Source organism: Mycobacterium sp. ACS4054 (genome assembly GCF_001667275.1).
In the GTDB taxonomy this organism is placed as follows: Bacteria; Actinomycetota; Actinomycetes; order Mycobacteriales; family Mycobacteriaceae; genus Mycobacterium.
Map to the genome: position 1 here is coordinate 276,510 of NZ_LZHV01000061.1, position 26,778 is coordinate 303,287.

Sequence of the window (26,778 nt, forward strand, 5' to 3'; positions counted from 1 at the left end):
GTCGGCGGCGCCGCGTCGGCTAGTCTCGCTACATGACTCTGCGCCCGGGTTGGCTGGTGGCGCTGTTCGCGGTGGTGATCTCGGCCAGCGCGTGGCTGCCATGGCTGACGACGGCGGTCAACGGCGGGGGCTGGGCCAACGCCATCGGGGGCGCGCACGGCAACCTCGAACTTCCCCGCGGGTTCGGCGCCGGTCAGCTCATCGTGCTGCTGTCCTCGGCGCTGCTGGTGACCGGGGCGATGGTCGGCCGGGGCCTGTCGGTGCGGCTGGCTTCGGTTGGCGCACTTCTGATTTCGCTGCTGATCGTCGCGCTCACGGTGTGGTACTACAAGCTCAACGTCAATCCGCCGGTCTCGGCCCAATATGGCCTTTATGTCGGCGCGGTGGCCGAGGCCGGGGCGGTGGTGTGCTCGATCGCGGCGGTCGTCGCGGCCCTGGTGTCGGGTCGGTCCGGGCGCTAGTTCGACGGGAACTCGTGTGTGCCCGAGGCGGCGCTGTCGCTCGGCTCGTTGACGCCGAACACGAAGGGCGCGAACACGATTTCGCGGCCGTCGGGGTCGCGGTAGGTGACCGCGCCCGTCGCCTCCCAGTACGGATGCTGCTCGGTGGGTTCCAGGCCGGCCTCCTGCAGCCGCGCGATCGCCGCCTGCTGCGCCTGCCGGTCCGGGAAGTACAGGCACAGCTGTTCGTGATGGTCCACCGCGACGGGTTCGGTGGACTCCACGATCTCCAGCGTCAGGTTCCAGCTGGGCAGGCCGAAGATCGCGCCGTTGCTGCCGTAGCTCTCGCCGAACGTCTCGAAGAGCGGCAACCCCACGAGCTCACGGTAGAAGCGCACGGTCTCTTCGAAGTTGGCCGAGCGGCGCGCGAAACGGATGCCGCCGATCGAGGCCAGCTGCGCCGGCCAGTGCGTGCGGTGGCGTCGGTGCTCGTCCATCTATAGCCCCACCGCGCTCGCCGCCGACTCCGCGGTATCCCAGCGCCGCAGCTGCTCGCCGGGTGCCCACGTCGAATGGGTGCCGCTGGAAATGCGTTCCGGCAGTTGAAGTTTGCACACCGGCCCGTCTTCGAGCCGGGCCGCGTCGAAGATCACGCAGTAGGAGGCGTCGGCATTCATGTCGGTGGTGAGGGTGACCAGATAACCGTCGTCCTCGCCGGTGGCCCCGACGCGTGGCGCCATCGCCGTTTCGCTTCCGTAGACCCCGTCGCCGAAGGAGAACGCCTGCTGGCTTCCGGTGCGCAGGTCGTGTTTGACCAACCCGTCGAACAGGAACCAGCCCGGCTTGCCGGTGGCGGCATAGGCGTAGCGGTAGTCGCCGGCGGCGAAGTCGGGGTTGATGGTGCCGAATTCGGTGATCGACTCGGACAACCGCTCTTCGCGCACGGCGCCGGTGGCGAGGTTGAAACGCCACCGGTGCAGCCGCGACTGCAGGCGGTCCAACGCGAGGAAGCGAAACAGCCTGTCCCACTTCGATCCTCCGGTGTCGGCGGGGGAGGGATCGCCCTCGAAGAAACCGTCGAGCACAATCTCGTCGCCGTCCTCGTAGGCGTTGACGAAGTGCAGCACGAACGTCGGGTCCGCCTCGAACCAACGGATGTCGTCGGTGCCGCCGCGGCGGGGCAAGATCGCGAAGCGGGACGGGATGTCGGGGTAGAACCGCGGTGCGTGCACGTCCTGCTCGAGCAGCCTGGGGTCCCAGAACAGCGGAAAGTCGTTGAGAATCACGTAGTTTTCGGTGAACGCCATGTCATGCGGTAGGCGGGGCCCGGGCAGCGGGATGTCGACGTAGTGGACCAGCTCGTTGTTCTGGTCGACGACGCCGTAGCGCATGTACGGGTCCCGCTTGCTGTAGTTGAAGAACAGCAGTTCGCCGGTTTTGCCGTCGACCTTCGGGTGCGCGGACACGCCCCAATCGGTCGGGAAGCGCCCGTTCCAGCTCTCCTTGCCCAGGTTCTCGCCGGAGTATGGGTTGACGCGGTACAGGTCGCCGCATTGGTAGAAGCTGGTCAACGCGACGCCCCGGTGCACGATGACGTCGGTGCTCGACGCGTCCTTCATCAAGGTGCGGGCGCCCCAGCCCTGGTCACGCTTGGCCAGTTGCACCGGCTCGGCCAGCCCCGGCCACAGTGGTTCGCCGGCCTCGTTCTCCGCCAGAAACCCGTCCGTGCGAACAAAGCGGTTGCGGTAGAAGGCTTTTCCGTCGCGGAAGCCGACCATGTGCAGCATGGCGTCGCCGTCGAACGGGTGATAGGTCTTCAGCGCCGGATGCAGCGGGTTCTCGGTGTTGCGCAGATAGATGCCGTCCAGGTCGCGCGGGAGTTCGCCCTCCACGGCGGTGAGGTCGTCGGCGTCCCACTCGGTGGTCTGCGGGCGCCAGGGCCCGGTCCGGTACGGGTGGTCGTCGTCCTCGGGCAGCGTGGACAGGAACTTGCCGACGATCTCGACGTCCATATCAGGCCCCCTCCGCCGCGCTGACAACGAAACTCACGGTCGTGGCGGTGCTGCCGCCGAAATTGAGCGTGCCGAACGTGTTGGCCCCCTCCACCTGATACTCGCCGGCCGCGCCGCTGACCTGTTTGGCCGCATCGAGCAGCATGCGCACGCCCGAGGCCCCGACCGGGTGGCCGCCGCCGATCAGCCCGCCGCTGGGGTTGATGGGAAGCCGGCCGCCGATCTCGATTTCACCGTTTTCGATGGCCTTCCAGGACTCGCCGGGGCCGGTCAGCCCGATGTGGTCGATGGCCAGGTATTCGCTCGGGGTGAAGCAGTCGTGCACCTCGTACCCGTCGAGGTCTTCGAGGGTCAGCCGCGCGCGCCGCAACGCGTCGCGCACCGCGGCCCGCACATGCGGAAGGACGTACGGGTCGTCCGCGGCGCGGTCCAGTTTCTGTCGCAGTCCCAGCCCCACCGTGCGGTGCCCCCATCCGTCGATGCGGCCGATGGGTCGCGCGTCGGGATGGTCGCGCAGGTAGGCATCGCCGACCAAGACCAATCCCGCTGCCCCGTCGGTCATTTGGCTGCAGTCGTAGCGCCGCAGCCGGCCCTCGGTGACGGGATTCGTCGCGTCGTCGTCGGTGATGGGGTCGGGGACGGTCCACGCCCGGGTCTGTGCGTTGGGGTTGCGCCGTGCGTTGGCGAAGTTCAGCTGCGCGATGGCCCGCAGGTGGGCGTCGTCCAGGCCGTAGCGCCGGTCGTACTCGTCGGCGACCTCAGCGAACATCGACGGCCACAGGTACCGCGCGCCGGCCCCCTCGTGTCCCGTCCACGCGGCGGCACCCAGGTGTTGGGCGGCGGTGTCACCGGGCACGGTTTTCTCGAGTTCGATCCCCACCACCAGCGCGGTGCCGTAGGCGCCCGACCGCAGATCGGCCATCGCCGCCAGCGTCGCGACGCTGCCCGACGCGCACGCCGCCTCGTGCCGGGACGCCGGGGCGTCCCAGAGGTCGGCGCACACCGTGGCCGGCATCGCCCCGAGGTGGCCCTGGCTCGCGAACATCTCGCCGAAGGCGTTCGCCACATGGACCACCTCGATGTCGGCCGCCTGCACCTTCGCAGAGGCGAGCGTCCCCTCGACGACCTCGGCGGTCAGGGCGGCGAAGTCGCGGCCCTCCTTGGTGAGGTTGCGGGCGAAATCGGTTTGCCAACCGCCCAGGATCCACACGCCTGACGAGCCATCCATACGCCGCACGGTACTCCTGGATCGCCCCGTCGTTCAGGCGTATCCGCGAGCGGTCGCGGGGGAAAGGGTCGCCAAAAAGAGGGCGGCCCCGTCGGCTCTCGGGCTGAACCGACGGGACCTAGGCGAACGCGAAGGCCGGCCGACGCGTGCGCCTCTCATGAAACATTGCCCCGTACGGCCGTACACAAACATGCGGACACAACATCGTTCGGCGCCGGGGTTCAGGCGGCCCCCTCCACGAGGTCGGTGGGCTCCGGGCCGGCCTTCCGGTGGCGGGCGTCGGCGAGGTCGATCGCCGCCAGGTCGACGCCCTTCGTCTCGGCGGCGGCCAGGACGGCCAGCGCACTGACCACCGCGGTGGCCGCCAGGTACCAGGCGATGGGCACCGCAGATCTGTAGGTCTCGAGCAGGCGCACCGCGATGATCGGTGCGAGCGAGCCCGCCGCTATCGAAGTCACCTGGTAGCCCAGCGACACCCCCGAATACCGCATGCGGGTGGGGAACATCTCGGCCATCGCGGCCGGCTGGACCGCGTACATGAGCCCATGAAACACGAGTCCAATTACGATCGCGGACAGGATGATCGCGTGGCGTCCGCTGTTCATCATCGGGAAGGCGAAGAAGCCCCAGCTGCATGCTGCGAGGGCGCCGATGAAATAGATTGGGCGCCTGCCGAATCGGTCACTGAGGCTGCCGGCGAGCGGAATGACCGCGAAGTGCACGGCGTGCGCGGCCAGCAGCCACCACAGGATCGCCTTGGTGTCGGCGTGCACGTGCACCTTGAGATAGGTGATGGAGAAGGTGACCACCAGGTAGTACATGGTGTTTTCGCCCAGCCGCATCCCCATGGCGGTGAAAACGCCGCGTGGGTAACGCTTCACCACCTCGACAACGCCGAACCGGTTGGCATCGAGGGCTTGGGGTTGTTCTTGCGCCTCGTGGAAGATCGGTGCGTCCGTCACCTTGGTGCGGATGTAGTAACCGATCAGGACGACGACCGCGGACAGCCAGAAGCCGACCCGCCAACCCCAGCTGAGGAAGGCCGCGTCGGGCAGCGTCGAGGTGAGCACCAGCAGCACCACGGTCGCCAGCATGTTGCCGCCCGGCACGCCGGCCTGCGGCCAGCTGGCCCAGAAACCGCGGCTGGCCCTGGGGCTGTGCTCGGCGACCAGGAGAACCGCCCCGCCCCATTCGCCGCCGACGGCGAAGCCCTGGAGGAAGCGCAGCACCACCAGCAACGCGGGGGCCCAGTAGCCGATCTGGGCATAGGTGGGCAGGCAGCCCATGGCGAAGGTGGCGACGCCAACCAGCAGCAGGCTGAGCTGCAGCAGCTTCTTGCGCCCGAAGCGATCACCGAGCTGGCCGAAGACGATGCCACCGAGCGGGCGGGCGGCGAAGCCGACCGCGTAGGTCACGAAGGCGGCCAGGATCGCGTCGAGTTCGTTGCCGCCGCGCGGAAAGAACACCTTGCTGAAGACCAGGGTGGCCGCGGTCCCGTAGAGGAAGAATTCGTACCACTCCACGACCGTGCCGGCCATGGACGCGGCGACCACCCGGCGAAGATACGCCTGTTCTCCGAACAGCTTGTCCTGCACGGCATCACGCATCGGTCGCCCTCCTTGGCGGGCCGCGAGGCCTCCGTGGCGTTTGCCGAACCCGGCCAACGACGGGAGCGTACTCGGCCCCGGTGCTGACCGCACGGGGTCCCGACGGAGGACCCGCGCAGGAAACGGGCCCCATGGGCGCTGGCTGCGCAAAACGGGACAGGAGCAAACCGGCCGGCGGCGGAATCGGCCTCGTTGCGACACGGTCACGGAAACGTACCTATCGTCGCATCACTAGTCACAACAGCCGCGCTGATCACTATCGTCACATGAGCCAACTGCGGACGTCAATGCGGTGTCCCGCCGCTCGAAAGGTGTTACATGTCGGCGATTCTTCGAAGTGTGTCGCTCTCGATGGCGTCGGCGGCCGCGGTCGGGCTCGTCTACGTGGTCGGCCCGGCGCCGTCGGCGAACGCCACCCCGTGCGGCGCCCCGGAAGCCAACATCGACCCCCCGGCCGCCCAGCCCGCGGTGCCCGCACCGCAACCGGTGGTCCAGCCGCCGACAGGGCGCCGGCCGTCCCACACCAATGACCAGGCACCCCTGCCCCGGCTGGGCCCGCTGATCTCCCAGTTCCTCAAACCGACGACTCCCGGTCGCCAGGTTGCCCCGATGCGGCCGCAGGCCGAGGTCCTGCCACCCGGACCGAACCCGCCCGCTCCCGGTCTGCCGCAGCCGCCGAACGCCGGTCAGCTGCAGCCCAACGCCGCCCCGGTCCCGCAGCCGCAGCCGCAACCCGCGCCACCGCCGCCCTCGATCGCGGGAGCGCCGACGTCGCTCGTCGACTGGGTGACCGGCCCCGACGGCCCGAACAAGACCCTGCAACGCTTCAGCATCTCGGGCACCGACCTCGGGATCGCCTGGGACAACGGCGATCCCGCGAACCGCCAGGTCCTGATGGCCTTCGGCGACACCTTCGGCTATTGCAAGGTCAAGGGTCAGCAGTGGCGCTACAACACCCTGTTCCGCAGCTCAGACCATGACCTGTCGCACGGGATCCACATCGCCGACGGCGTCCCCAACGACCGGTACTCCGGTTCGCCGGTGTGGGCGACGAGCCTGTCCAAGCAGGTGGTCAACACCATCCACAAGGCGGCGCACGAGACGGGGATCATCCCGACCGCCGGCATCTCGATCGGCCGGACGCAGTACATGAGCTACATGTCCATCCGGCAGTGGGGCCGTGACGGCGAATGGAGCACGAACTACTCGGCGATCGCCAGGTCCAACGACAACGGCCAGAACTGGGGGATCTTCCCCACCTCGATCCGCACGGCCTCCCCGGACGCCATCCCGGGAGCCGGGTACACCCCCGGCAACGAGAACTTCCAGATGGGCGCCTTCATGAAGGGCAACGACGGTTACCTGTATCAGTTCGGCACCCCGTCGGGGCGCGGCGGCGCGGCGTTCCTGTCGCGCGTGCCCCCGGGCCAGCTGCCCGACTTGACCAAGTACCAGTACTGGAACGGCGACAACGGCGGCCATTGGGTGCCCAACAATCCGGGCGCGGCGACGCCGATCTTCCCGGGCCCGGTGGGCGAGATGTCGGCCCAGTACAACAACTATCTGAAGCAGTACCTGGTGCTCTACACCAACGGCGGCAGCAACGACGTGGTGGCGCGGACGGCGCCGACGCCGGAGGGACCGTGGAGCCCCGAGCAGCCGCTCGTGTCGTCGTTCTCGATGCCCGGCGGCATCTACGCGCCGATGATCCACCCCTGGTCGTCGGGTCGGGACCTGTACTTCAACCTGTCGTTGTGGTCGGCGTACGACGTGATGCTGATGCACACCGTCTTGCCCTAATCGTGATCGTGTCGCACCCCGAATTGTCGGTATAGATGTCGCACCCTGAATAAAGCGGGGGCCCAGCGAGATGAGGAGATCGAGGATGATCACCTTCCAGAACCCGGCCACCTCGACCGCCGGTAAGCCGCGGCGGCCGGACATCGAGGTGCGCATCGAGGGCGTGCACCGCAGGGACGGCGCTGTCCGGTTGGGCATCGTGCTCGACGGGCGGATGGCCACCTAACCCATCGCGTCGCGCCCGGCCCCTCGGGGCAAGATGTAACGCGTGAGTTGGGCGAAGCGCGAAGGTAGGGCGCTCGCGGATCCGACCCTGACGGGCGACGCGTTGCTCGCTGAGCTGGAAGACTATGTCCGCGCGAACAATCCGCTGTTGACCGACGTCCGGCTGGATCGGGCGACCCCCACCGACGAGTACGACACCGGCGTGCAGCCACCGAGACTGTGGTACGACGTCACGTACCTGGCCGACGACGGCGAGGGCTACGGGATCAGGCCCTGAGTGCCCCGGCAGGATGTGAACCTGCGACTAAGCGCGCAACGGCTGAAGCTAGCTGCGAGCGAGCCCGGGTGTAGCGCAGCTGGCGAGACTTCCGCGTGACCTAGCCTTCGAGCCGGACTGAGCAGGAACCACGTTCATCATGCGGGCTTACGGCCTGTGAACCAGTTGACGGTGTCTTTTGTCGCAGCAATCTTCTCTTTGAAGTCTGGGTCGCTCGCTGCCACACTCACGACTATCCAGACCACGCTGACAACGGTCCAAACACCCACTATCTGAGGGCTGAGCTGGAAAGGCGTTGCGCCGGGTTCTTTACTCTCGTTACAGATGTAAATCACCAATTTGGCAAGTAAGAGACCAACCAAGGGTATTACCCCAAAAGCAGCATGCCGCAGGAATTTTACCAGCCGCTGACGCCACGTGAGCAGTGCCAAGGGCACAGGAGTTTCGCCCGGAGGGATCAAGTAGTGGTAATGATGGGATGCTATTGCGCCCCCCGTGAAGGCTATTCTTTCACCCAGCGACTGTCCGGTGCCCGGTTGCGGAAACGCAACCCACATGCGTAGTTCGCGGATGCTAGCCGCAATTCTATAAAACTGCTCCGCCGACACTTCCGACGGATTATTCCCAATGAGGCCTAGCCTTTTTGGGATGAATGACTCGAAGGCGTTTGCCAGTAAGCTCAACTGGCCAATAATATAGCGGCGAAGTTCGATATCTTTGGACAGACCCGGTAGGGCCCACAGTATGGTACATACCCGGTAGAAGGCATTGATGTCGACTGGTATCGCTGTCTGCCAAAATAGGGAGTTTCCGATACCCGCGAAAAGTACCAACACAACTGCTGACATCGATATCGACACTATTCCAAAGGCGTTGAGCAGAGTTGACCAGTACACGTTACTGCTTTGAGTAGATAGTTCAACGGAAAATGCGGCTATTCCGACTGCAAACATTGCCGAAGGTCGCCTAAATGCATTCTCAGGCTTGTATATGTAGGGCGCGAACAGTCGACTTCGCGGCTCATGGAGTGCCAATTTGAAGACCTTCCGGAGCTCGTAACGCGATAAGCGAATTGTCCAGTCAGTGCTGTAAACTATTGCGAACAGAAGGATGGCACTGCTAATAATGCCCCATTCGGCCTGCCAAAACTGCCTGTCGGGCATGTGAAGAGGTCCGCTAGGATACGCAGACATTCTCCACCAAAAAGGCATTTGCGAACTGGCGTATAAACACACAATTGCTATCGCGCAAACGACACCAGAAATCCACGAAAAAGTCCTGGTGGTGCGGCGCATGGTTGCCGGCTCGTTTGTGCAGAACTGGCGCAAATGCTCGTCGATAGATTCGCCGTATGCCGCTCGCAGCACATCAAGGTGCGGGCTGAACAGCTGCTGATAGGCATCCGCTCGTCTTGTCACATCCGCCACGGTTTTGGGAATTGGGTCGCGGAAGGTGCTCAACTTCAAGCGCCGGAGTCCACGCGGGCGCTGAACCTTGACCCTAAGCATGCGACGAAGGGCTCGGAGTTAGGACGTTCCTAAAGCGGCTCTCCCGCACTCGTCCAGTCAGCGAAGGACTCACGACTTGAGGCCAGATCAAGGTCGCCGGAGCCCGCAATGTCAGGCGCGACACATCGCCCCCCTTGGCTATCACATCTAACGAGCGGATCGACTCCCGACAGTCGCATCTGAGAGGCTAGGCGATCATTGGGTCGACGTGTCCGGATTCAATGAATCAATCATCATGCGTTCGGCCCGGAGACTGCATCTGTCGGGTTCCCCCTCGTAAAGAACAACGGCTCAAGGGTTTAGGCGCAAAACAAGCCGGTTGCCTCGTTCGTGGCGATGGTGGCAAAGTCGGTGCGCAAGTGATTGAACGCGGTCACGACTCTCTTGGGCCAGAGCCTTAAAGATCTGGTGGTCTTCCACGCGCGAGACAAGTAGTTCGAAGATCCATCGCCACCATCACGGCCTGATACCGCTGCTCAGCCACGCTCAACTCCTTCATCAGGGAGTGTCACCGATCAGCCGAAACAACTGTCACGCATCAGCCGAAACACTGTCGGCCATCAACCGACATAGATCCGTTAGGCATCACCCGACGTCATACATTCGGCCTGTGCCCCCGGCAGGATTCGAACCTGCGACACCGGCTTTAGGAGAGCCGTGCTCTATCCCCTGAGCTACGAGGGCGGACCGACTGAGCTTACCGGCCGCTTGGGCACGGACGGGCTCAGCGCAATTCCGCGATGACCTTCGCGAAGTTCTTGATGTGGTTGTCCTGCACCGTGACGGACGTGACTCCGTACTTCTCGCGGTAGAAGTTCAGCCGGTCGGCCATTTCCCGCGGCGTCCCGCTGAGCACCGAGGTCTGCTCGAGCAACTCCTCGTCGGACAGCTCCGGGGCGTACTGCCGGGTCATCCTCAGGTCGGGCATGGTCTCGCCCTCGGCGGGGATGGCGGTGATCGCCAGGTTCAGCTCCAGCGAGTCGAATCGTTCGCCGGCGGCGTTGCGGACGAACTCGATGCGTTCGGTCAGCGGGTCGTCGGCCTCCTTCACCCGTGAACCGGTCAGCCCGATGATGTGGGCGTGCCGGGCGGCGATGGTCAGCACCCGGTCGCCGTTGCCGGCGATCAGGATCGGCGTCTTCGGGTGATGCTCCGCGAGATAGGTCGTCATGTGTTTGAGGTAGTCGACCCGGGCGCCGGCGCTGGGGTAGGGCAGCTCGGCGGCGTCGAACTCCTCCTTGACGTATCCCGTGCCGAGCCCGATCTCGAGACGGCCCTCACTGAGCTTGTCCAGGTCGCCCAGATCGCGGCTGAGCAGGGCCGGCTTGTAGAAGGCGGCGTTGAGCACATACATGCTCAGCTTGAGCTTGTCGGTGACCATGGCGGCCGCGGTGAGCGCGGCGATCGGGGACGCCGCCCCCAAATGGTCTGGCACACAGAGGATGTCGAATCCAACGTCCTCGGCGCGCTTGACCTTCTCGACGAACGCCTCGCGTGACTTGATGAAGCGCATGCTCATTCCGAAGCGAAAATCCTTGGCCACCAACAACTCCGTTCAACCGAGGGGGACAATTACCAACTACGCGCCGCTTCGGCCAATCCGTGCACCAGGGCGCTGGTGACCGGCGACAGGCCGTCGGACCCGGGCAGCGGGCTGCGCGGGCTGATGCCGCGCACGCGGGGGGAGAGCTCTAGCTGGGTCCCGCCGTCGCGTACGCGGTTCACCGGGTTGTGAGGATGCAGGCCCCGCAACTCCGGCGGAATGTCTTCGAGATCGGTGACCACCTGATAGCCGGTCAGCTGGATGTGGCGGGCCAGGTGCGCGGCCAGCGCGCGGTTGCGACCGCCGGCCAGCAGTTGCGTGCTGCGCCCGATGCGTCCGTAGCCGTGCAGCGACACCGCGACGTCGACATGGTCGAGGAATTCGGCGAGCCGGGGCGACTCGGCCGGGTCGAACAACGCCGACGCCAGGTGGTGCGGGTAGCGGTCGGGATGGCGCAGCACGTACACCGACGCGCCGGCGGCGTCGGCGGCGCGCTCGGCGATCACGTCGGTCATCTCTTCCAGTCCGCCGCCGTGGATGGCGAGAAAGCCGAACCGCGACCGCAATTGGCCGGACTCGGTCACTCCGGGTTCGGCCAGCAACGCCGAAAGCGATTGCGGCGCAGGCCCGGACGCCGACGCCCGGCGCGGCCAGCGGGAGGGATCCCAGCGCCGCAGGAAGTCGATCCAGCGTTGCGGCAACCCGTGCTGAACCGCGCCGTCGATGATCTTGGGCAGGTAACCCGGCCGCGGCGGACCCGGCGTCACCCGGTGGTCGATGTAGACCCAGGCCGGGGCTGGTCCGTCGTCGGTGTGCACGGTCAGCCGGTCGCGCCGGTAACGCACCGGCACGCCCTCGGCGCTGTCCAGCGTCGCCAGGTCACCGTCGGAGATCTGCCAGACCACGCCGTGCACCTGGGTGCCGGCGCACGGCTCGACCGTGGCCACCCCCCGCTGGTTGATCAGCCAGTCGTGATCGGACAGCACCGCCGGCCGCGGATCGGCGGCGTCGGGACACCGCAGCGCCATCTGCCTGACGCACAGGTTCGACCCGTATGCGAAGTAGGCGTGCCGGCGGGCCGGCATTTAGCCGGTCACCGTCAGCCAGATGAGCACCACGTTAAGCAGACTAATCAGTACGCCGACGCCCCAACCGATAACCGTCGTGACGGGGTGATTCGTGTCCTCACCCATCAGCTCGCGGTCGCTGGTCAGCTTCACCAAGGGCAGCACCGCGAACGGTATGCCGAAGGACAGCACCACCTGGGACAGCACCAGCGCGCGGGTGGGGTCGAACCCGAACGCCAAGATCACCAGGGCGGGGCACACCGTGACCAAGCGGCGCACCAGCATCGGAATCCTGCGGTGCAGCAACCCCTGCATGATCATCGCGCCGGCGTAGGCGCCCACCGAGGACGACGCCAGCCCCGACGCCAGCAGTCCGACCGCGAACAGCACCGCGATGGTCGCGCCCAGGGTGTTATGGATCGCGGAGTACGCGCCCTCGATGGAGGCGCTGACGTCCCGGTGCTGCAGGTTGATCGCGGCGACCAGCAGCATCGCGGCGTTCACCGTTCCCGCGACGGCCATCGCCAGCACCACGTCCAGCCGGGTGACGCGCAGCAGCAGGCGTCGATGCGAGCCCTCGGCGGGATGCCCGTGCCGGTCCAGGACCAGGCCGGAATGCATGTATACCGCGTGCGGCATGACGGTGGCGCCCAGGATGGCGGCGGCCAGCAGCACGCTTTCGGTGCCCTGGAATCGCGGCACCAGTCCGCCGAGCACGGCATCCGGCGGCGGCGTCTTCACGAAGAAGCTGGCCGCGAACCCGATGGCGATGACGAGCAGCAGCCCGGTGATGACGCGCTCGAAGATGATCTGCCCGCGCCGGTCCTGGATGGCCAGCAGCAGCAGGGACACCACCCCGGTGATGATCCCGCCCAGCAACAGCGGCAAATCGAACAGGATGCGCAAAGCGATTGCGCCACCGACGATTTCGGCCATATCGGTGGCGATCGCGACGAGTTCGGCCTGGACCCAGTACACCAGCCGCACCGGACGGCCCATCCGTTTGCCGATGGCCGCGGGCAGCGAGCGCCCGGTCACCAGGCCGAGCTTGGCCGACAGGTACTGCACCAGCCCGGCCAGCACGTTGGCCACCACGATGACCCACAGCAGCAGGTATCCGAACTGCGCGCCGGAGCTGACGTTGGCCGCGACGTTGCCCGGGTCGACGTAGGCGATCGCGGCGACGAAGGCGGGCCCGAGCAGATACCAACTGCTTTTGAGCGAGTCCTGGCTGCTCCGCGTCAACGTGTCGCCCCTCGATTCCTACAGCCGAATAGAAAAGTGAGGTTAGCCGAACACTATGGGTTCACCGGAGGGCTACCCGTCATTCGGCCGGATAAGCCTCGGCCGTCGGCGCGCCACTCACCCGGGCAGGTAGAGCCCCTTGCCGGTGATCAGGGGAAGGTCCAGCGTGGTCACGATTCCCGGCGGGGCGGCCACAACGGCGGGGATCGCGTTGACCACCCGCATCGCGGTGGCGACCAGTCCGGCGTGGTTGTGGTCGCCCTTGCGGCTGCTCAGGCAGACGTCCATGGCATACGACGGTTCGCCGGTGATCTCGATGCGGTAGGAGCCGCCGTGCTGGGCGGGCTGCGGCCAATCGGGGCACAGGTCCTCGCGCAGCCGGGTCACGTGTTCGAGGACCACGACGGGGTCGCCGTCGACCATGCCGAACACCTCGAACCGCAACGCGGCGGCGCTGCCCTTGGGGATGTGCCCCGAGGCGATGTCGAAGTCCTCGGGCGCCGGCACGCGCACGTACTCCTGAGCGACCGAGTCGAGGGATAGGCCCAGGCCCGCCGCCAGTTGCCGCACCACCGATCCCCACGCCAGGCTGAGCACGCCGGGTTGCAGCAGCATGGGTATCTCGTCGAGCGGCTTCCCGAAGCCCATCACGTCGAACATGACGGCCGCGCTGTCGTAGGTGGCGTAGTCGACGATCTCCATGCAGCGAATCTGCTGGATGTTCTGACAGGTGCCGGCCAGTGCCATCGGCAGCAGGTCGTTGGCGAAGCCGGGATCGATCCCGTTGACGTACACGCTCGAATTCCCTTCGCGCGCAGCGTCTTCGATGGGTTTGATGAGCTCCTCGGGGATCACCTCCCACGGGTACTGCAGAAAGACCGGACCGCTGCCGACGATGTTGATCCCGGCGGCCAGGACGCGCCGGTAGTCCTCCAGCGCCTCGGGCAACCGGTTGTCGGCCAGCGCGTTGTAGACGGCGCACTGTGGGCCGGTGGCCAACACGGCGTCCAGGTCGGTACTGGCCAGCACGCCGGTCGAATCGTCAAGTCCGGCAAGCTCGGCCGCGTCCTTGCCGGCCTTGGCGTCCGATGACACCCAGACGCCTCTGAGCTCGAACTCGGGGTTGGTGATGAGCGCTCGCAGCGCGTGGACGCCGACATTGCCGGTGCCCAGCTGGACGACGGGGATGGGCATGACGGTCTCCTTAGGGGGTGGTTGGTTCACGACCGCGAGCAGACGCAAAATCGCATGAACTGCGGGGCGCGCAGGCGAGTTTGCGTCTGCTCGCGCGTCAAGGGGTCACAGGTCCGGGACGGGGATGTCGAGGTTGGGGTAGGTGAGGCCGCCGTCGACCTCGAGCGTCTTGCCGGTCAGGAAGCTGCCCGCCGGTGACGCCAAATAGACTGCGGCGGCGGCGATGTCGACGGGATCGCCGAGGCGGCGCAGCGGGGTCGCCTTTTCCATCGGCGCGCGCAGTTCGTCGTTGGACGCGACCACGTCCAGCGCGGAGGTCAGGATCGATCCCGGCGCGATCGCGTTGACGCGGATGCGCGGGCACAGGTCCAGCGCGGCCGACCGGGTGTAGTGCGCCAGCGCGGCCTTGGCGGTGGCGTAGGCGGCGAAACCCCGTCCGGCCAGCCGGCCCATGGTCGAGGTGATGTTGATGATGCTGCCGCCGCCGGAGTGCTCCAGCATCAGGGGCACCGCCGCGATGGTGAGCGCGTGGGCGGTGGCGACGTTGAAGGTGAACGCGTCCTTGAGGTCTTTGGTCGAGGTGGTCAGGAGCGTGTTGGGCATGGTGCCGCCGACGTTGTTGACGACGATGTCTAGTTTCCCGAAGGCCTCGACGGCCTGGCCGGCCAGCTCGGCGGTCGCCTCCGGGTGGGCCAGGTCGGCGGCGACGATGTGCGCCCGCCGTCCGGCGGCGCGGACCTCTTCGGCGACGGCTTCTAGTTGCGATTCCGTGCGCGAGGCGATCAGCACATCGGCGCCCGCCTCGGCGAAAGCCACCGCCATGGCGGCCCCGAGGCCGCGGCCGGCACCGGTGATGACGGCGACTTTGTCGTCGAGACGAAATCTGTCAAGGATCATTGCGGCCTCTCTTCGCCCAAGTTGTCAGCCGACACGGTAGCAAGCCCGGCCGTCTCGGATGCGGCATTTCTGGAACAGGTTCTACTTTTGCATATCGGCGGCGCGATGTAACGCCCGCTGCCCATCGGCCACCGGACGACCCGGCCGCCGTTCGCGTCCACTGCGAGATCATTCGCGCGGCGTTAGCCTTAGTGCTGAAAAATTTGCCGGCGCGCGGCGGCTAGCGAATGGTGGCGATCATGGTTGACTTCTCCCGTCGGGAATCAATTTGCGGCTGAAGCGATTTCGTGCGGCGCTGGGCGTCGCGACCGTGGTTGCCCTGGCGGTGGCGGGCTGCGGAAGTAACGAGAACGGGGCCGGGGACCGCGGCGGGCCGGGAACCTCGACCAGCAAGGTGAGCTGCGGCGGGGCGAAGTCGCTGAAGGCGAGCGGGTCGACCGCCCAGGCGAACGCGATGACCCGCTTCATCAAGGCCTTCGAGCAGGCCTGCCCCGGCCAGACGCTGAATTACACGCCGAACGGTTCGGGCGCGGGTATCGGCGAGTTCACGGGCGATCAAACGGATTTCGCGGGGTCCGACTCGCCGCTCGCGTCCATCGAATACTTCGCGGCCCGGCAACGCTGCGGTTCGCCGGCCTGGAATTTGCCGGTGGTGTTCGGCCCGATCGCGATCGCCTTCCACGTTGCCGGTGTCGCTTCGCTGAACCTGGACGGCCCCACGGCCGCGCGAGTGTTCAAAGGCGCGGTCACCGCGTGGAACGATCCGGCCATTGCGGCGTTGAACCCCGGCGTCGCGTTTCCCGCCGAGCCGATCCGGGTGATCTTCCGCAACGACCAGTCCGGCACCACCGACAATTTCCAGAAATACCTGGACTCGGCCGCCAACGGCGTCTGGGACAAGGGCATCGGGAAGACGTTCAACGGCGGCGTCGGTGAAGGGGTCAGAGGCAACGACGGCGCGTCCGCGGCGGTCAAGGCCACCGAGGGCTCGATCACCTATGTCGAGTGGTCGTTCGCGCAGGCGCAAAAGCTCGACATGGCCAAGGTCGTCACCTCGGCCGGCCCGGACGCCGTGGCCATCAGCGCCGACTCGGTCGGCAAGACGATCGCCGGCGCCGACTTCAGCGAGGACGGAAACGACCTGGTCGTCGACACCTTCTCCTTCTACAAGCCGACCCAGCCCGGCTCCTACCCCATCGTGCTCGCGACGTATGAGATCGTCTGCTCGAAGTATCCCGACCCGCAGGTCGCCGCGGCCGTGAAGGCGTTCCTGCAGAGCACTGTGGGTGCCGGTCAGGACGGCTTGACGAACAACGGCTACGTTCCCGTCCCGCAGTCGTTCAAGTCCCGGCTGTCGGCGGCGATCGACGCCATTTCGTGAGCACCCTTGCACAGGTGTGCGGGGCTCCCTCAAGCCGCCTTGGCCAGCGACAATCAGCCGACAGCAATTTGCCCAACGTTAACCTTGTTGCTGTTAGCTTCCTTGCTGCGAGAGACGCCGGTCGACGCTCGATTGCCAACAGGACGTCGGCACACATGTTTCCTCCCTACCGTTAGGAAGTGACTTGAAACTCAACCGATTCGGTGCCGCGCTGAGCGTCGTGACCGCCGGCGCGCTGGTGTTGTCGGGGTGCGGAAGTGACAAGAACGCCACGGGCGAGAGCGGCGCGACGAGCGGCTCGTCGGGCAAGGTCAGCTGCGGCGGGAAGAAGACGCTGAAGGCCAGCGGGTCGACCGCGCAGGCCAACGCCATGACGCGGTTCGTCAACGCCTTCGAGCAGGCCTGCTCCGGCCAGACGCTGAACTACACGGCCAACGGCTCGGGCGCCGGAATCAGCGAATTCAACGGCAACCAAACCGATTTCGGCGGTTCGGACTCGCCGCTCGCCGCGAAGGAATACGCCGCGGCACAGCAGCGCTGCGGCTCGCCGGCGTGGAACCTGCCGGTGGTGTTCGGCCCGATCGCCATCACCTACAACGTCAAGGGCCTGAGCTCGCTGAGCCTCGACGGTCCCACGGCGGCGAAGATCTTCAACGGCGCGATCACGACCTGGAACGACCCGGCCATCGCCGCGCTCAACCCCGGCGTCACGCTGCCCGCCGAACCGATTCACGTGGTGTTCCGCAACGACGAGTCGGGCACCACCGACAACTTCCAGAAGTACCTGGACGCCGCCTCCGACGGCGCGTGGGGCAAGGGCGCCGGCAAGACGTTCAAGGGCGGCGTCGGCGAGGGCGCCAAGGGCAACGACGGCACATCGGCGGCGATCAAGGCCACCGAGGGGTCGATCACCTACAACGAGTGGTCGTTCGCCCAGGCGCAGAAATTGAGCATGGCCAAGGTCGTCACGCCGGCCGGCCCGGACGCCGTCGCCATCAGCTCCGACTCGGTCGGCAAGACCATCTCCGGAGCCAAGATCAGCGGCCAGGGCAACGACCTGGTGCTCGACACGCTGTCCTTCTACAAGCCGACCCAAGCCGGGTCCTACCCGATCGTGCTGGCGACGTACGAGATCGTTTGCTCGAAGTATCCCGATTCACAGGTCGGCACCGCCGTGAAGGCGTTCCTGCAAAGTACGATCGGTGCGGGGCAGAGTGGCCTGGCCGACAACGGGTACATTCCCATTCCCGACTCGTTCAAGTCGAGACTGTCGGCCGCTATTAACGCCATCACGTGATTTGAGGTGGTAGTGACCCGAGGAGCGGTAGCCAGCCCGTCGACCCCGAAAAATCCCGGGCTCAAGGCGCTGGGCGCGCCCTCCGCTCGGCGGGGGGACCGGCTCTTCAAGCTGCTGGCCGCCGCTGCCGGGTCGACGATCGTGGTCGCGATCCTGCTGATCGCGGTGTTTCTGCTGATTCGTGCCGTTCCGGCGTTGCGGGTCAACCACGCGAACTTCTTCACCAGCGCCCAGTTCAGCACCACCGACCCGGCTAAGCTCGCCTTCGGCATCCGCGACCTGTTGATGGTCACGGTGCTGAGCTCGCTGACCGCGCTGGTGCTCGCGGTGCCGGTGGCGGTCGGGATCGCGGTGTTCCTCACCCAATACGCGCCCAAGCGTTTGGCCCGCCCGTTCGGCGCCGTCGTCGACCTGCTGGCCGCGGTGCCCTCGATCATCTTCGGGTTGTGGGGCATCTTCGTGCTGGCGCCCAAGATCGAGCCCGTCGCGGCGTTCCTCAACCGCAACCTGGGCTGGTTGTTCCTGTTCAGGCAGGGCAACGTATCGCTGGCCGGCGGCGGAACCATCTTCACCGCTGGCATCGTCCTTTCGGCGATGATCCTGCCGATCATCACCTCGGTGTCCCGCGAGGTGTTCCGCCAGACCCCGCACATCCAGATGGAAGCGGCGCAGGCGCTGGGCGCCACCAAGTGGGAGGTGGTGCGGATGACCGTGCTGCCGTTCGGCCGCAGCGGTGTCATCGCGGCGTCGATGCTGGGCTTGGGGCGCGCGCTCGGCGAGACCGTGGCGGTGCTGATCATCTTGCGCTCGGCCGCGCGCCCGGGAAACTGGTCGCTGTTCGACGGCGGCTACACCTTCGCCTCCAAGATCGCCTCCGCCGCAGCCGAATTCAGCGAACCGCTGCCCACCGGCGCCTACATCGCCGCGGGATTCGCGCTGTTCGTCTTGACCTTCGTCGTCAACGCGCTGGCGCGGGCCATCGCCGGCGGGAAGGTCAACGGATGACGGCCAGCGTGTTCGACCGGCCGGTCAAAACCCAGGCGTTCCGGCCCGTGAGCTTTCGGCGCCGGATCACCAACAGCGCGGCCACCGTCTTCTTCGTCGCCTCCTTCCTCATCGCGCTGGTTCCGCTGGTCTGGGTGCTGTCGGTCGTCGTGGCCCGCGGCTGGTACGCGGTCACCCGGACCGGCTGGTGGACGCATTCGCTGCACGGCGTGCTGCCGGAGCAGTTCGCCGGCGGCATCTATCACGCGCTGTACGGAACCGTGGTGCAGGCCGGGGTGGCCGCCCTGCTGTCCGTGCCGCTGGGGCTGATGACGGCCGTTTTCCTGGTGGAATACGGTTCCGGGCGGCTGGTGCGGCTGACGACGTTCATGGTCGACGTGCTCGCCGGGGTGCCCTCCATCGTGGCGGCGCTGTTCATCTTCAGCCTCTGGATCGCCACCCTGGGATTCCAGCAGAGCTCGTTCGCGGTGTCGCTGGCGCTGGTGCTGCTGATGTTGCCCGTGGTGGTGCGGTCCGCCGAGGAGATGCTGCGGCTGGTGCCCGACGATCTGCGGGAAGCCAGCTACGCGCTGGGCGTTCCCAAATGGAAGACCATCATGCGGATCGTGTTCCCGATCGCCATGCCCGGCATCGTCTCCGGGGTCTTGTTGTCGGTCGCCCGGGTCGTCGGCGAGACCGCCCCGGTGCTGGTGCTGGTCGGATACAGCCGGTCGATCAACGTCGACATCTTCCACGGCAACATGGCCTCCCTGCCGCTGCTGATCTACACCGAGCTCACCAACCCCGAACACGCCGGTTTCCTGCGCATCTGGGGTGCGGCGCTGAGCCTGATCATCATCGTCGCCGTGATCAACCTGATCGCTGCGGCGACCCGGTTCCTGGCGACCCGCCGGCGCTGAGCGCGCCGGGTCAGGACTTCGAAGCGGCCTTCTTGGCCGGCGCCTTCTTCGCCGCGGTCTTCTTGGCGGCGGTCTTCTTCGCCGCCGTCTTCTTGGCCGGCGCCTTCTTGGCCGGAGCCTTTGCGCCACCGGAGCGCGCCTTGACGCTGGCCTCCAGCTTGGCCAGCAGGTCCGAGACGTCCTCGGTCTCGTCCAGCTCCTTGGGCTGCTCCTCGGTGGTAAACGCTTCTCCGCCTTCGAGTTTGGCGTCGACCAGCTCCTGCAGCTGCTCCTGGTAGGTGTCGTGGTAGCGGTCGGGGTTGAAGTCTTCGGCCATCGACTCCACGACCTGACCGGCCATCTTGAGTTCGGCCGGCTTGATCTCAACCTTCTTGTCCAGCACCGGGAAATCCGGGTCGCGGATCTCGTCGGGCCACAGCAAGGTGTGCACCACCATCACGTCGCGCTTGCCGAAGTCCTTGACCCGCAACGCCGCCAGCCGCGTCTTGTTGCGCAGCGTGAAGTGCACGATCGCCATCCGATCCGTCTCGGCTAGCGTCTTGGCCAGCAGCACATAGGATTTCGACGACTTGGAATCGGGCTCCAGGAAGTAACTGCGGTCGAACAGCATCGGATCGACTTCGCTGGCCGGCACGAACTCCAGCACCTCGATCTCGCGGCTGCGCTCCTCGGGCAGGGTGGCGATGTCGTCGTCGGTGATGATCACCATCTGGCCGTCGTCGGATTCGTAGGCCCGGGCGATGTCCCGGTATTCGACGACCTCGCCGTCCACCTCGCACACGCGTTGGTATCGGATGCGCCCGTTGTCCTTGGCGTGCACCTGATGGAACTTGATGTCGTGGTCCTGGGTGGCGCTGTACACCTTCACCGGGACGTTGACCAGTCCGAACGCGATAGAGCCCTTCCAGATGGAGCGCATGTAAGTCAGTATGCCCATACAGTTCGCCGGCTAACAGGACGCGGGGCCGTCGCGCCGCAGCTCGTGACCGCATCGAAGCCTGCCGGCGGGCTAGGGCCCGTTTGCCTGGGCGCGCAGCGCGGCGCGATCGGGGAGGTCCGCCCCGGCGCGGCCGACGGTCACCGCCGACGACAGGCTGGCCGCCTCGAGCGCGGCCGTCAGGGCGTCGACGGGGATGCGGCGCAGGGCGGCCCGCCGGTCGGCGCCCAACACTCCCATTCCCCACAGCGCGTCGATCAGGCCGACCGTGAAGGCGTCGCCGGCGCCGACGGTGTCCACCACCCGCACCGGCCGGGCCGCCGCCCGCGCCTCGCCGGCCGCGCAGAACGCCAGCGACCCGCGGGCGCCCATCGTCACGACGACGACCGCCGGCCCCGAGGCCAGCCAGCTTCTCGCGGTGCGTTCCGGTTGGTGATCGGGGGCGATCCACCTCAGGTCCTCGTCGCTGGCCTTAACGATGTCGCTGCGCTCCACCAGGTGCGCGATGCGCGCGCGGGCGAGCGTCGGGTCGGTGATCAGCGACGGGCGCACGTTGGGATCGAAGCTCACGGTGGCCGACACGTGGTAGGCGTCGAGCAGCGCCGCGACGGCGAGGCAGCCGGGCTCGCGCACGGCGGCGATGGACCCGGTGTGCACCAACAGGGGCGGCGCGGCTTCGGGCGTGCCGGCCAGCCGCCAGTCCAGGTCGAATGTGTAGGTCGCCGTGCCGTCCTCACCGATCGTCGCGCGCGCGGTCGGCGTCCGGCGCGCCGACGTGCTTCCCGGAACCAGCTGGACGCCAGCGGATGTGAGGTGTTCGGCGATGCGCCTGCCGGCTTCGTCGTCGGCGATGTGGGTCAAGAAGTCGATTTCGTGGCCGAGCCGGGCGAGCCCCACCGCGACGTTGAGCGGGCTGCCGCCGACATGCTCGGCGACTCCGCGCCCGGCATCACCGAAGTTTTCGACCCTGTCGATCAGCGCCTCGCCGATCACCAGCCCGCGGGCCATAACCTCACCCCTCGCCAGACGACGTACGTTGACACTATGAGTGCGACGGCGGCGCCCCGGGTGCGGCTGACCAACGCCGAGAAGGTGCTGTACCCCGCCACCGGTACCACGAAGCGCGACGTCTTCGACTATTACACCCGGATCGCCGAGGTGATGATCCCGCACGTCGCGGGCCGCCCGGCCACCCGCAAGCGCTGGCCCAACGGCGTCGAGCAGGATTCATTTTTCGAAAAACAACTGGCCTCGTCGGCGCCGGACTGGCTGCCGCGCGCCAGCGTCACGCACCGGTCCGGCACCACGACGTATCCGATCATCGACACCCCGGAGGGGCTGGCCTGGATCGCGCAACAGGCCGCCCTGGAAGTGCACGTGCCGCAGTGGCGGTTCGTCGCCGAGTGGACGCGGAGCAAGGCCGAGGAGCTCAAGCCCGGCCCGGCCACCCGCCTGGTGTTCGACCTCGACCCCGGCGAAGGCGTGACCATGGCGCAGCTGTGCGAGGTGGCCCACGCCGTCCGCGATCTGATGGACGGGATCGGGCTGACGCTGTTCCCGCTCACCAGCGGCAGCAAGGGCCTGCACCTGTACGCCCCGCTGGCGGAGCCGGTGAGCAGCAAGGGCGCCACGGTATTGGCGAAACGGGTTGCCCAGCAACTGGAGCGGTCGATGCCCAAGCTGGTCACGTCAACCATGACCCGCAGCCTGCGGGCGGGAAAGGTGTTCCTCGACTGGAGCCAGAACAACGGATCCAAGACGACCATCGCACCGTATTCGTTGCGCGGACGCGAACATCCGACGGTAGCGGCGCCACGCACCTGGGCGGAGATCGGCGATCCGGCGCTGCGCCAGCTGCGCTACGACGAGGTCCTGGAGCGGGTGGCGCGCGACGGCGACCTGCTGGCGGCCCTCGACCAGGATGTCGCCGTCCCGGACCGGCTGAGCAAGTACCGCAGCATGCGAGACGCATCGAAAACCCCGGAGCCGGTTCCGCGGACCAAACCCACCACCGGACAAGGCAATTCGTTCGTCATCCAAGAGCACCACGCCCGCCGGCTGCATTATGACTTCCGGCTGGAGCGCGACGGCGTGCTGGTGTCGTGGGCGGTGCCGAAGAACCTGCCCGAAACCACCTCGGTGAACCACCTGGCGGTGCACACCGAGGATCATCCGCTGGAATACGCCACCTTCGAGGGCAACATCCCCAAAGGGGAGTACGGCGCCGGGAAGGTGATCATCTGGGACGCCGGCACCTACGAGGCGGAGAAGTTCCTGGAGGACGAGGTCATCGTCAACCTGCACGGCAACAAGGTCTCCGGCCGCTACGCCCTGATTCAAACGAACGGCAACCAGTGGCTGGCGCACCGGATGAAGGAGCAGAAGGCCTTCGACTTCGACGGGATCGCACCCATGCTCGCCACCCACGGCTCGATCGCGGCGCGCAAGGCGGGCCAATGGGCCTTCGAAGGCAAATGGGACGGTTACCGGCTGCTGGTCGAGATCGACCACGGCGACCTGCGGGTGCGGTCCCGGCGGGGCCGCGAGGTGACCAACGAGTATCCCCAATTGCGTACGCTGGCAGCCGATCTCGCCGACCACCACGTGGTCCTCGACGGCGAGGCCGTCGTCTTGGACGCGCACGGGGTGCCGAGCTTTCACGCGATGCAGAACCGGGGGCGGGGGAGCCGGGTGGAATTCTGGGCGTTCGACCTGCTGTACCTGGACGGGCGGTCGTTGCTGCGGGCGCGCTACCAGGACCGCCGAAAGCTGTTGGAAATGCTGGCCAGTGGCGGCGGCCTCATCGTCCCCGAGTTGTTGCCGGGCGACGGCAAGCAGGCGCTGGAGCATTCCGCCAAACACGGTTGGGAGGGCGTGGTCGCCAAGAAGCGCGACTCCACCTATCAGCCCGGCCGCCGCTCGGCGTCGTGGATCAAGGACAAGCATTGGAACACGCAGGAAGTCGTGATCGGCGGGTGGAAGGCCGGAGAGGGCGGGCGCAGCAGCGGCATCGGCTCACTGCTGATGGGCATCCCGACCGACGGCGGCCTGCACTTCGCCGGGCGGGTCGGCACAGGCTTCACCGAACGCGACCTGGCCAACCTGAAGAAGACCCTGGCGCCGCTGCACACCGACCGATCCCCGTTCGACCCGCCCCTTCCCCGCAGCGAGGCCCGCGGCGTGACGTACGTCGAGCCCGTGCTGGTGGGCGAGGTGCGCTATAGCGAGTGGACCCCGGATGACCGGCTGCGCCAATCGAGTTGGCGTGGGCTAAGGCCCGACAAGGACCCGAGTGAGGTGGTGCGCGAATGAAATGGGTGACCTACGCCGACGCCGACGGTGAACGCACCGGGGTGCTCTCCGGTGACGCCGTCCACGCGATGCCCGCGGGTGTGACGCTGCTCGAGCTGATCGGGCGCGGCGCCGAGGGCTTGCGCGCGGCGGGCGAGGAGGCGCTGCAGGCCGCGGCGCCGGTGCCCGTGAATGGGGTGCGGCTGCTGGCACCCATCCCGCGCCCGCCGTCCATCCGCGACTCGTTGTGCTTTCTGGATCACATGCGCAACTGCCAGGCGGCGCTCGGCGCCGGGCGGACACTCGCCGACACTTGGTATCGCATCCCCGCGTTTTACTTCGCCTGCCCCGCAACCGTTTTAGGCCCCTACGACGACGCCCCGACCGCGCCCGGAAGCGCGTGGCAGGACTTCGAATTGGAGATCGCCGCGGTCATCGGCACCGGCGGGCGGGACCTTTCCGTCGACGAGGCCGAGCGGGCGATCGCCGGCTACACCATCTTCAACGATTGGTCCGCGCGCGACCTGCAGCAGATGGAAAGCCAACTGGGGATCGGCCAGGGCAAGGGCAAGGACAGCGGCGTCACGCTGGGCCCGTACCTGGTGACGCCGGACGAACTCGAGCCCTACCGACGGGACGGCAAGTTGGACCTGCAGGTCACCGCCCTGGTCAACGGCGCCGTGATCGGATCGGGGTCGACCGCCCAAATGGATTGGAGCTTCGGCGAAGTCATCTCCTACGCCTCGCGCGGCGTGACCCTCGCCCCCGGCGACGTCATCGGGTCGGGCACCGTGCCGACCTGCACGCTGGTCGAGCACCTGAACCCGGCGGCGCTGGACGCGTTCCCCGGCTGGCTGCACGACGGTGACGTCGTCACGCTGCAAGTCCAGGGGCTCGGCGAGACCCGGCAGACCGTGCGCGCCAGCGGCGAGCCGCACCCGCTGGCGGCCCGGCCCAACCCGGACGCCGCGCCCGCCGCTCCCCGGGTGAACCGCGCGCCGGCGAAGGTGCCCTACACTCGCGGCCTGCACCAAATCGCCGACCGGGTATGGGCCTGGACGCTGCCGGACGGCGGCTACGGCTGGAGCAACGCCGGGCTGGTCGCCGGAGACGGGGCGTCGCTGCTCGTCGACACCCTGTTCGACCTGGCGCTGACTCGTGAAATGCTCACCGCCATGCGAGATCTCACCTCGACGGCACCCATCACCGACGCGCTGATCACGCACTCCAACGGGGACCACACCCACGGCAATCAACTGCTCGACGCCTCGGTGCGGATCATCGCCGCGAGGGGCACCGCCGAGGAGATCGCGCACGGCATGGCGCCCGAGATGCTGGCGATGGCGCAGACCGCGAACCTCGGCCCGGTCGCGACGCCCTACACGCGAGACCGATTCGGGCACTTCGACTTCAGCGGCATCACGGTGCGCAATGCCGATCAGACCTTCGAGCGCGACCTGACCATCGAGGTGGGCGGGCGGCGCGTCGACCTGCTGAACCTGGGCCCCGCGCACACCGCCGCGGATTCGGTGGTGCACGTGCCCGACGCCGGGGTGCTGTTCGGCGGCGACCTGCTGTTCATCGGCTGCACCCCGATCGTGTGGGCCGGCCCGATCGCCAACTGGATCACCGCGTGCGACACCATGATCGGGCTCGACGCGCCGACGGTGGTGCCCGGCCACGGGCCCGTCAGCGACCCGGACGGAATCCGCGCCGTCCGTGGGTATCTCGCGCATGTGTCCGAACAGGCCGAGGCCGCGTATCGCCGCGGCCTGTCGTGGTCCGAGGCGGCGGACACCATAGACCTCGGCAAGTACGGGACCTGGCTGGACGCGGAGCGCGTCGTCGTCAACGTCTACCAGCGTTACCGCGAACTGGACCCCGAGACCCCGCAGCTGGAGGTGATGGCCTTGCTGGTGATGCAGGCCGAGTGGCTGGCCAAGCGGGGTGCCGGCTAAACCCGAACGGCCCGAACGAAACTGATGGTGGTGGACGGAACCTGCTGCGCGGCCGGCCCCAGCTCGGGCAGCCCCGCGGCGGCGAACAAATCGGTCAGCCGGGATTGGTTGGTGTTCCACCCGTTGTCGTGCAGATGCGCGGCGACGTCGGTGTGCTCGCCCGGGTACGTCAACTTGCCGAGATCCATGTCGAGTCCCCATCGTCGCCAGCCCTCGTTCATCAGCCGGGCTTGTTCCTGGGCCTCCGGCGAAGTCCCGGTCACCGTTCCGTAGTCGGCGGCGAACCGGCTGCCCTCGGCGGACAGCGGGATGATGGAATCCAGCAGCCGAACCTCGGCCTCCGGGGGGAGCCATCCGATCAGCACCCCCTCGGCGAGCCATGCGGTGGGGTGGGCCGGATCGAAGCCCTCGTCCTGAAGCGCCGCCGGCCAATCCTCGCGCAGATCGATCCCGACCTCGCGAAGCTTGGCGGTGGGCGCCGCCCCGATCTCCGACATCGTCGCAGCCTTGAACGCGATCACCTCGGGCTGATCGATCTCGTACACGATCGTTCCGATCGGCCAGCGCAGCCGGTAGGCGCGCGAATCCAGACCCGACGCCACGATCACCACCTGCAGCAGCCCCGCTTCGCCGGCGGCGGCGAAGTAGTCGTCGAAATACCGCGCGCGGGCCGCGAACGTGTCGACCATCCGGGCGAAGCCCACGGTCCGCTCGAGTTCGTCGGAATCCAGTTCACCGCTGGCCAGCTTGGTGAAGACGTCCAACCCGACGGCACGCACCAGGGGTTCGGCGAAGTCATCCGTGATCACCGGCTGCGGCCGCTTGCTCGCGGCGGCCCGGGCGGCGGCGACCATGGTGGCCGTCGCTCCCACGCTGTTGGCCAGGTCCCAGCTGTCACCTTCGGTTCGTGCCATGGTTCTCCTTCGACGTCGCGGCAAAACCACCGTATGCCCCTTCCGTGAACTTC

23 protein-coding genes and 1 tRNA gene are annotated in these 26,778 nt (G+C 67.1%); 10 read left to right on the forward strand and 14 right to left on the reverse strand.

Features of this window, described 5'->3' with window-relative positions; all coding sequences use genetic code 11:
* The first annotated feature begins 32 nt into the window (after window positions 1-32).
* Window positions 33-461: a hypothetical protein gene (locus A5730_RS19945; protein ID WP_055404151.1), complete on the forward strand. Its 429-nt coding sequence runs from the start codon at window positions 33-35 to the stop codon at window positions 459-461.
* On the opposite strand, the gene A5730_RS19950 is transcribed toward A5730_RS19945, so the two are convergent.
* From A5730_RS19950 to A5730_RS19965, 4 genes are all read right to left on the reverse strand, one after another.
* Window positions 458-937 (reverse strand): VOC family protein, encoded by a 480-nt coding sequence (locus A5730_RS19950; RefSeq protein ID WP_067904165.1) that lies wholly within the window; start codon window positions 935-937, stop codon window positions 458-460. The two genes, A5730_RS19945 and A5730_RS19950, sit on opposite strands and share 4 nt — an antisense overlap.
* Window positions 938-2,452, reverse strand: a complete 1,515-nt coding sequence (locus A5730_RS19955; protein WP_067904168.1) for a carotenoid oxygenase family protein — start codon at window positions 2,450-2,452, stop codon at window positions 938-940.
* A gap of 1 nt (window position 2,453) precedes the next feature.
* Window positions 2,454-3,680, reverse strand: coding sequence for an acetyl-CoA acetyltransferase (locus A5730_RS19960; protein WP_067904170.1), 1,227 nt, complete (start codon window positions 3,678-3,680; stop codon window positions 2,454-2,456).
* Between the two features lie 221 nt (window positions 3,681-3,901).
* On the reverse strand, window positions 3,902-5,287 hold the full coding sequence (locus A5730_RS19965) for an MFS transporter (protein WP_067904174.1): 1,386 nt from the start codon (window positions 5,285-5,287) through the stop codon (window positions 3,902-3,904).
* Window positions 5,288-5,605: 318 nt separating this feature from the next.
* On the opposite strand from A5730_RS19965, the gene A5730_RS19970 reads away from it, so the two are divergent.
* The 3 genes from A5730_RS19970 (at window position 5,606) to A5730_RS19975 (ending at window position 7,589) form a co-directional block, all read left to right on the forward strand.
* The gene (locus tag A5730_RS19970; protein WP_067904177.1) at window positions 5,606-7,087 is read left to right on the forward strand and encodes a DUF4185 domain-containing protein; all 1,482 of its coding nucleotides are present in this window, start codon (window positions 5,606-5,608) and stop codon (window positions 7,085-7,087) included.
* Window positions 7,088-7,172: 85 nt separating this feature from the next.
* On the forward strand, window positions 7,173-7,313 hold the full coding sequence (locus A5730_RS24820) for a hypothetical protein (RefSeq protein WP_156745866.1): 141 nt from the start codon (window positions 7,173-7,175) through the stop codon (window positions 7,311-7,313).
* A gap of 42 nt (window positions 7,314-7,355) precedes the next feature.
* Window positions 7,356-7,589: a hypothetical protein gene (locus A5730_RS19975; RefSeq protein ID WP_067904182.1), complete on the forward strand. Its 234-nt coding sequence runs from the start codon at window positions 7,356-7,358 to the stop codon at window positions 7,587-7,589.
* Window positions 7,590-7,726: 137 nt separating this feature from the next.
* Here the strand turns inward: A5730_RS19975 and A5730_RS24825 are convergent, their stop codons facing one another.
* The 7 genes from A5730_RS24825 to A5730_RS20005 form a co-directional block, all read right to left on the reverse strand.
* Window positions 7,727-9,055, reverse strand: coding sequence for a hypothetical protein (locus tag A5730_RS24825; protein ID WP_156745867.1), 1,329 nt, complete (start codon window positions 9,053-9,055; stop codon window positions 7,727-7,729).
* A 653-nt stretch (window positions 9,056-9,708) separates the two neighbouring features.
* Window positions 9,709-9,781: transfer RNA gene (locus tag A5730_RS19980), tRNA-Arg, on the reverse strand.
* Between the two features lie 40 nt (window positions 9,782-9,821).
* Complete coding sequence (locus A5730_RS19985) at window positions 9,822-10,646, reverse strand: LLM class F420-dependent oxidoreductase (RefSeq protein ID WP_082946909.1); 825 nt, start codon at window positions 10,644-10,646, stop codon at window positions 9,822-9,824.
* A gap of 23 nt (window positions 10,647-10,669) precedes the next feature.
* A complete protein-coding gene (locus A5730_RS19990) occupies window positions 10,670-11,725 on the reverse strand; it encodes a poly-gamma-glutamate hydrolase family protein (RefSeq protein WP_067904185.1) in 1,056 nt (351 codons plus the stop codon).
* Window positions 11,726-12,952, reverse strand: coding sequence for an Nramp family divalent metal transporter (locus tag A5730_RS19995; RefSeq protein WP_067904187.1), 1,227 nt, complete (start codon window positions 12,950-12,952; stop codon window positions 11,726-11,728).
* A 117-nt stretch (window positions 12,953-13,069) separates the two neighbouring features.
* Window positions 13,070-14,146, reverse strand: a complete 1,077-nt coding sequence (locus tag A5730_RS20000; RefSeq protein ID WP_067904189.1) for a diacylglycerol kinase — start codon at window positions 14,144-14,146, stop codon at window positions 13,070-13,072.
* A 105-nt stretch (window positions 14,147-14,251) separates the two neighbouring features.
* Window positions 14,252-15,043, reverse strand: a complete 792-nt coding sequence (locus A5730_RS20005) for an SDR family oxidoreductase (RefSeq protein ID WP_067904192.1) — start codon at window positions 15,041-15,043, stop codon at window positions 14,252-14,254.
* Between the two features lie 268 nt (window positions 15,044-15,311).
* Here A5730_RS20005 and pstS (A5730_RS20010) point away from each other — a divergent pair, with 268 nt between their 5' ends.
* The 4 genes from pstS (A5730_RS20010) to pstA all read left to right on the forward strand — a co-directional run bounded on the left by pstS (A5730_RS20010) (window position 15,312) and on the right by pstA (window position 19,625).
* Window positions 15,312-16,424, forward strand: a complete 1,113-nt coding sequence (gene pstS, locus A5730_RS20010) for a phosphate ABC transporter substrate-binding protein PstS (protein WP_067904194.1) — start codon at window positions 15,312-15,314, stop codon at window positions 16,422-16,424.
* 184 nt (window positions 16,425-16,608) lie between these two features.
* A complete protein-coding gene (gene pstS, locus A5730_RS20015; protein ID WP_067904197.1) occupies window positions 16,609-17,721 on the forward strand; it encodes a phosphate ABC transporter substrate-binding protein PstS in 1,113 nt (370 codons plus the stop codon).
* Between the two features lie 69 nt (window positions 17,722-17,790).
* On the forward strand, window positions 17,791-18,726 hold the full coding sequence (gene pstC, locus A5730_RS20020) for a phosphate ABC transporter permease subunit PstC (protein ID WP_156745873.1): 936 nt from the start codon (window positions 17,791-17,793) through the stop codon (window positions 18,724-18,726).
* Window positions 18,723-19,625: a phosphate ABC transporter permease PstA gene (gene pstA / locus A5730_RS20025; RefSeq protein ID WP_055404760.1), complete on the forward strand. Its 903-nt coding sequence runs from the start codon at window positions 18,723-18,725 to the stop codon at window positions 19,623-19,625. Before pstC ends, pstA begins: the two co-directional genes overlap by 4 nt.
* Before the next feature lie 10 nt (window positions 19,626-19,635).
* Here pstA and A5730_RS20030 read toward each other — a convergent pair whose 3' ends face one another.
* Together A5730_RS20030 and A5730_RS20035 are read right to left on the reverse strand one after the other, a co-directional pair.
* Entirely contained in the window at window positions 19,636-20,544 is a 909-nt protein-coding gene (locus A5730_RS20030) for a Ku protein (RefSeq protein ID WP_067904204.1), read from the reverse strand.
* A gap of 90 nt (window positions 20,545-20,634) precedes the next feature.
* Complete coding sequence (locus A5730_RS20035) at window positions 20,635-21,570, reverse strand: carbohydrate kinase (RefSeq protein WP_067904206.1); 936 nt, start codon at window positions 21,568-21,570, stop codon at window positions 20,635-20,637.
* A gap of 36 nt (window positions 21,571-21,606) precedes the next feature.
* Between A5730_RS20035 and A5730_RS20040 the strand changes: the two genes are divergently transcribed.
* Window positions 21,607-23,874, forward strand: a complete 2,268-nt coding sequence (locus tag A5730_RS20040; RefSeq protein WP_067904210.1) for an ATP-dependent DNA ligase — start codon at window positions 21,607-21,609, stop codon at window positions 23,872-23,874.
* Window positions 23,871-25,811, forward strand: a complete 1,941-nt coding sequence (locus A5730_RS20045) for a fumarylacetoacetate hydrolase family protein (RefSeq protein WP_067904213.1) — start codon at window positions 23,871-23,873, stop codon at window positions 25,809-25,811. The genes A5730_RS20040 and A5730_RS20045 overlap by 4 nt, the downstream gene beginning before the upstream one ends.
* Here the strand turns inward: A5730_RS20045 and A5730_RS20050 are convergent.
* Window positions 25,808-26,725, reverse strand: a complete 918-nt coding sequence (locus A5730_RS20050) for an SAM-dependent methyltransferase (RefSeq protein WP_067904215.1) — start codon at window positions 26,723-26,725, stop codon at window positions 25,808-25,810. The genes A5730_RS20045 and A5730_RS20050 overlap by 4 nt on opposite strands.
* Window positions 26,726-26,778 lie beyond the last annotated feature (53 nt).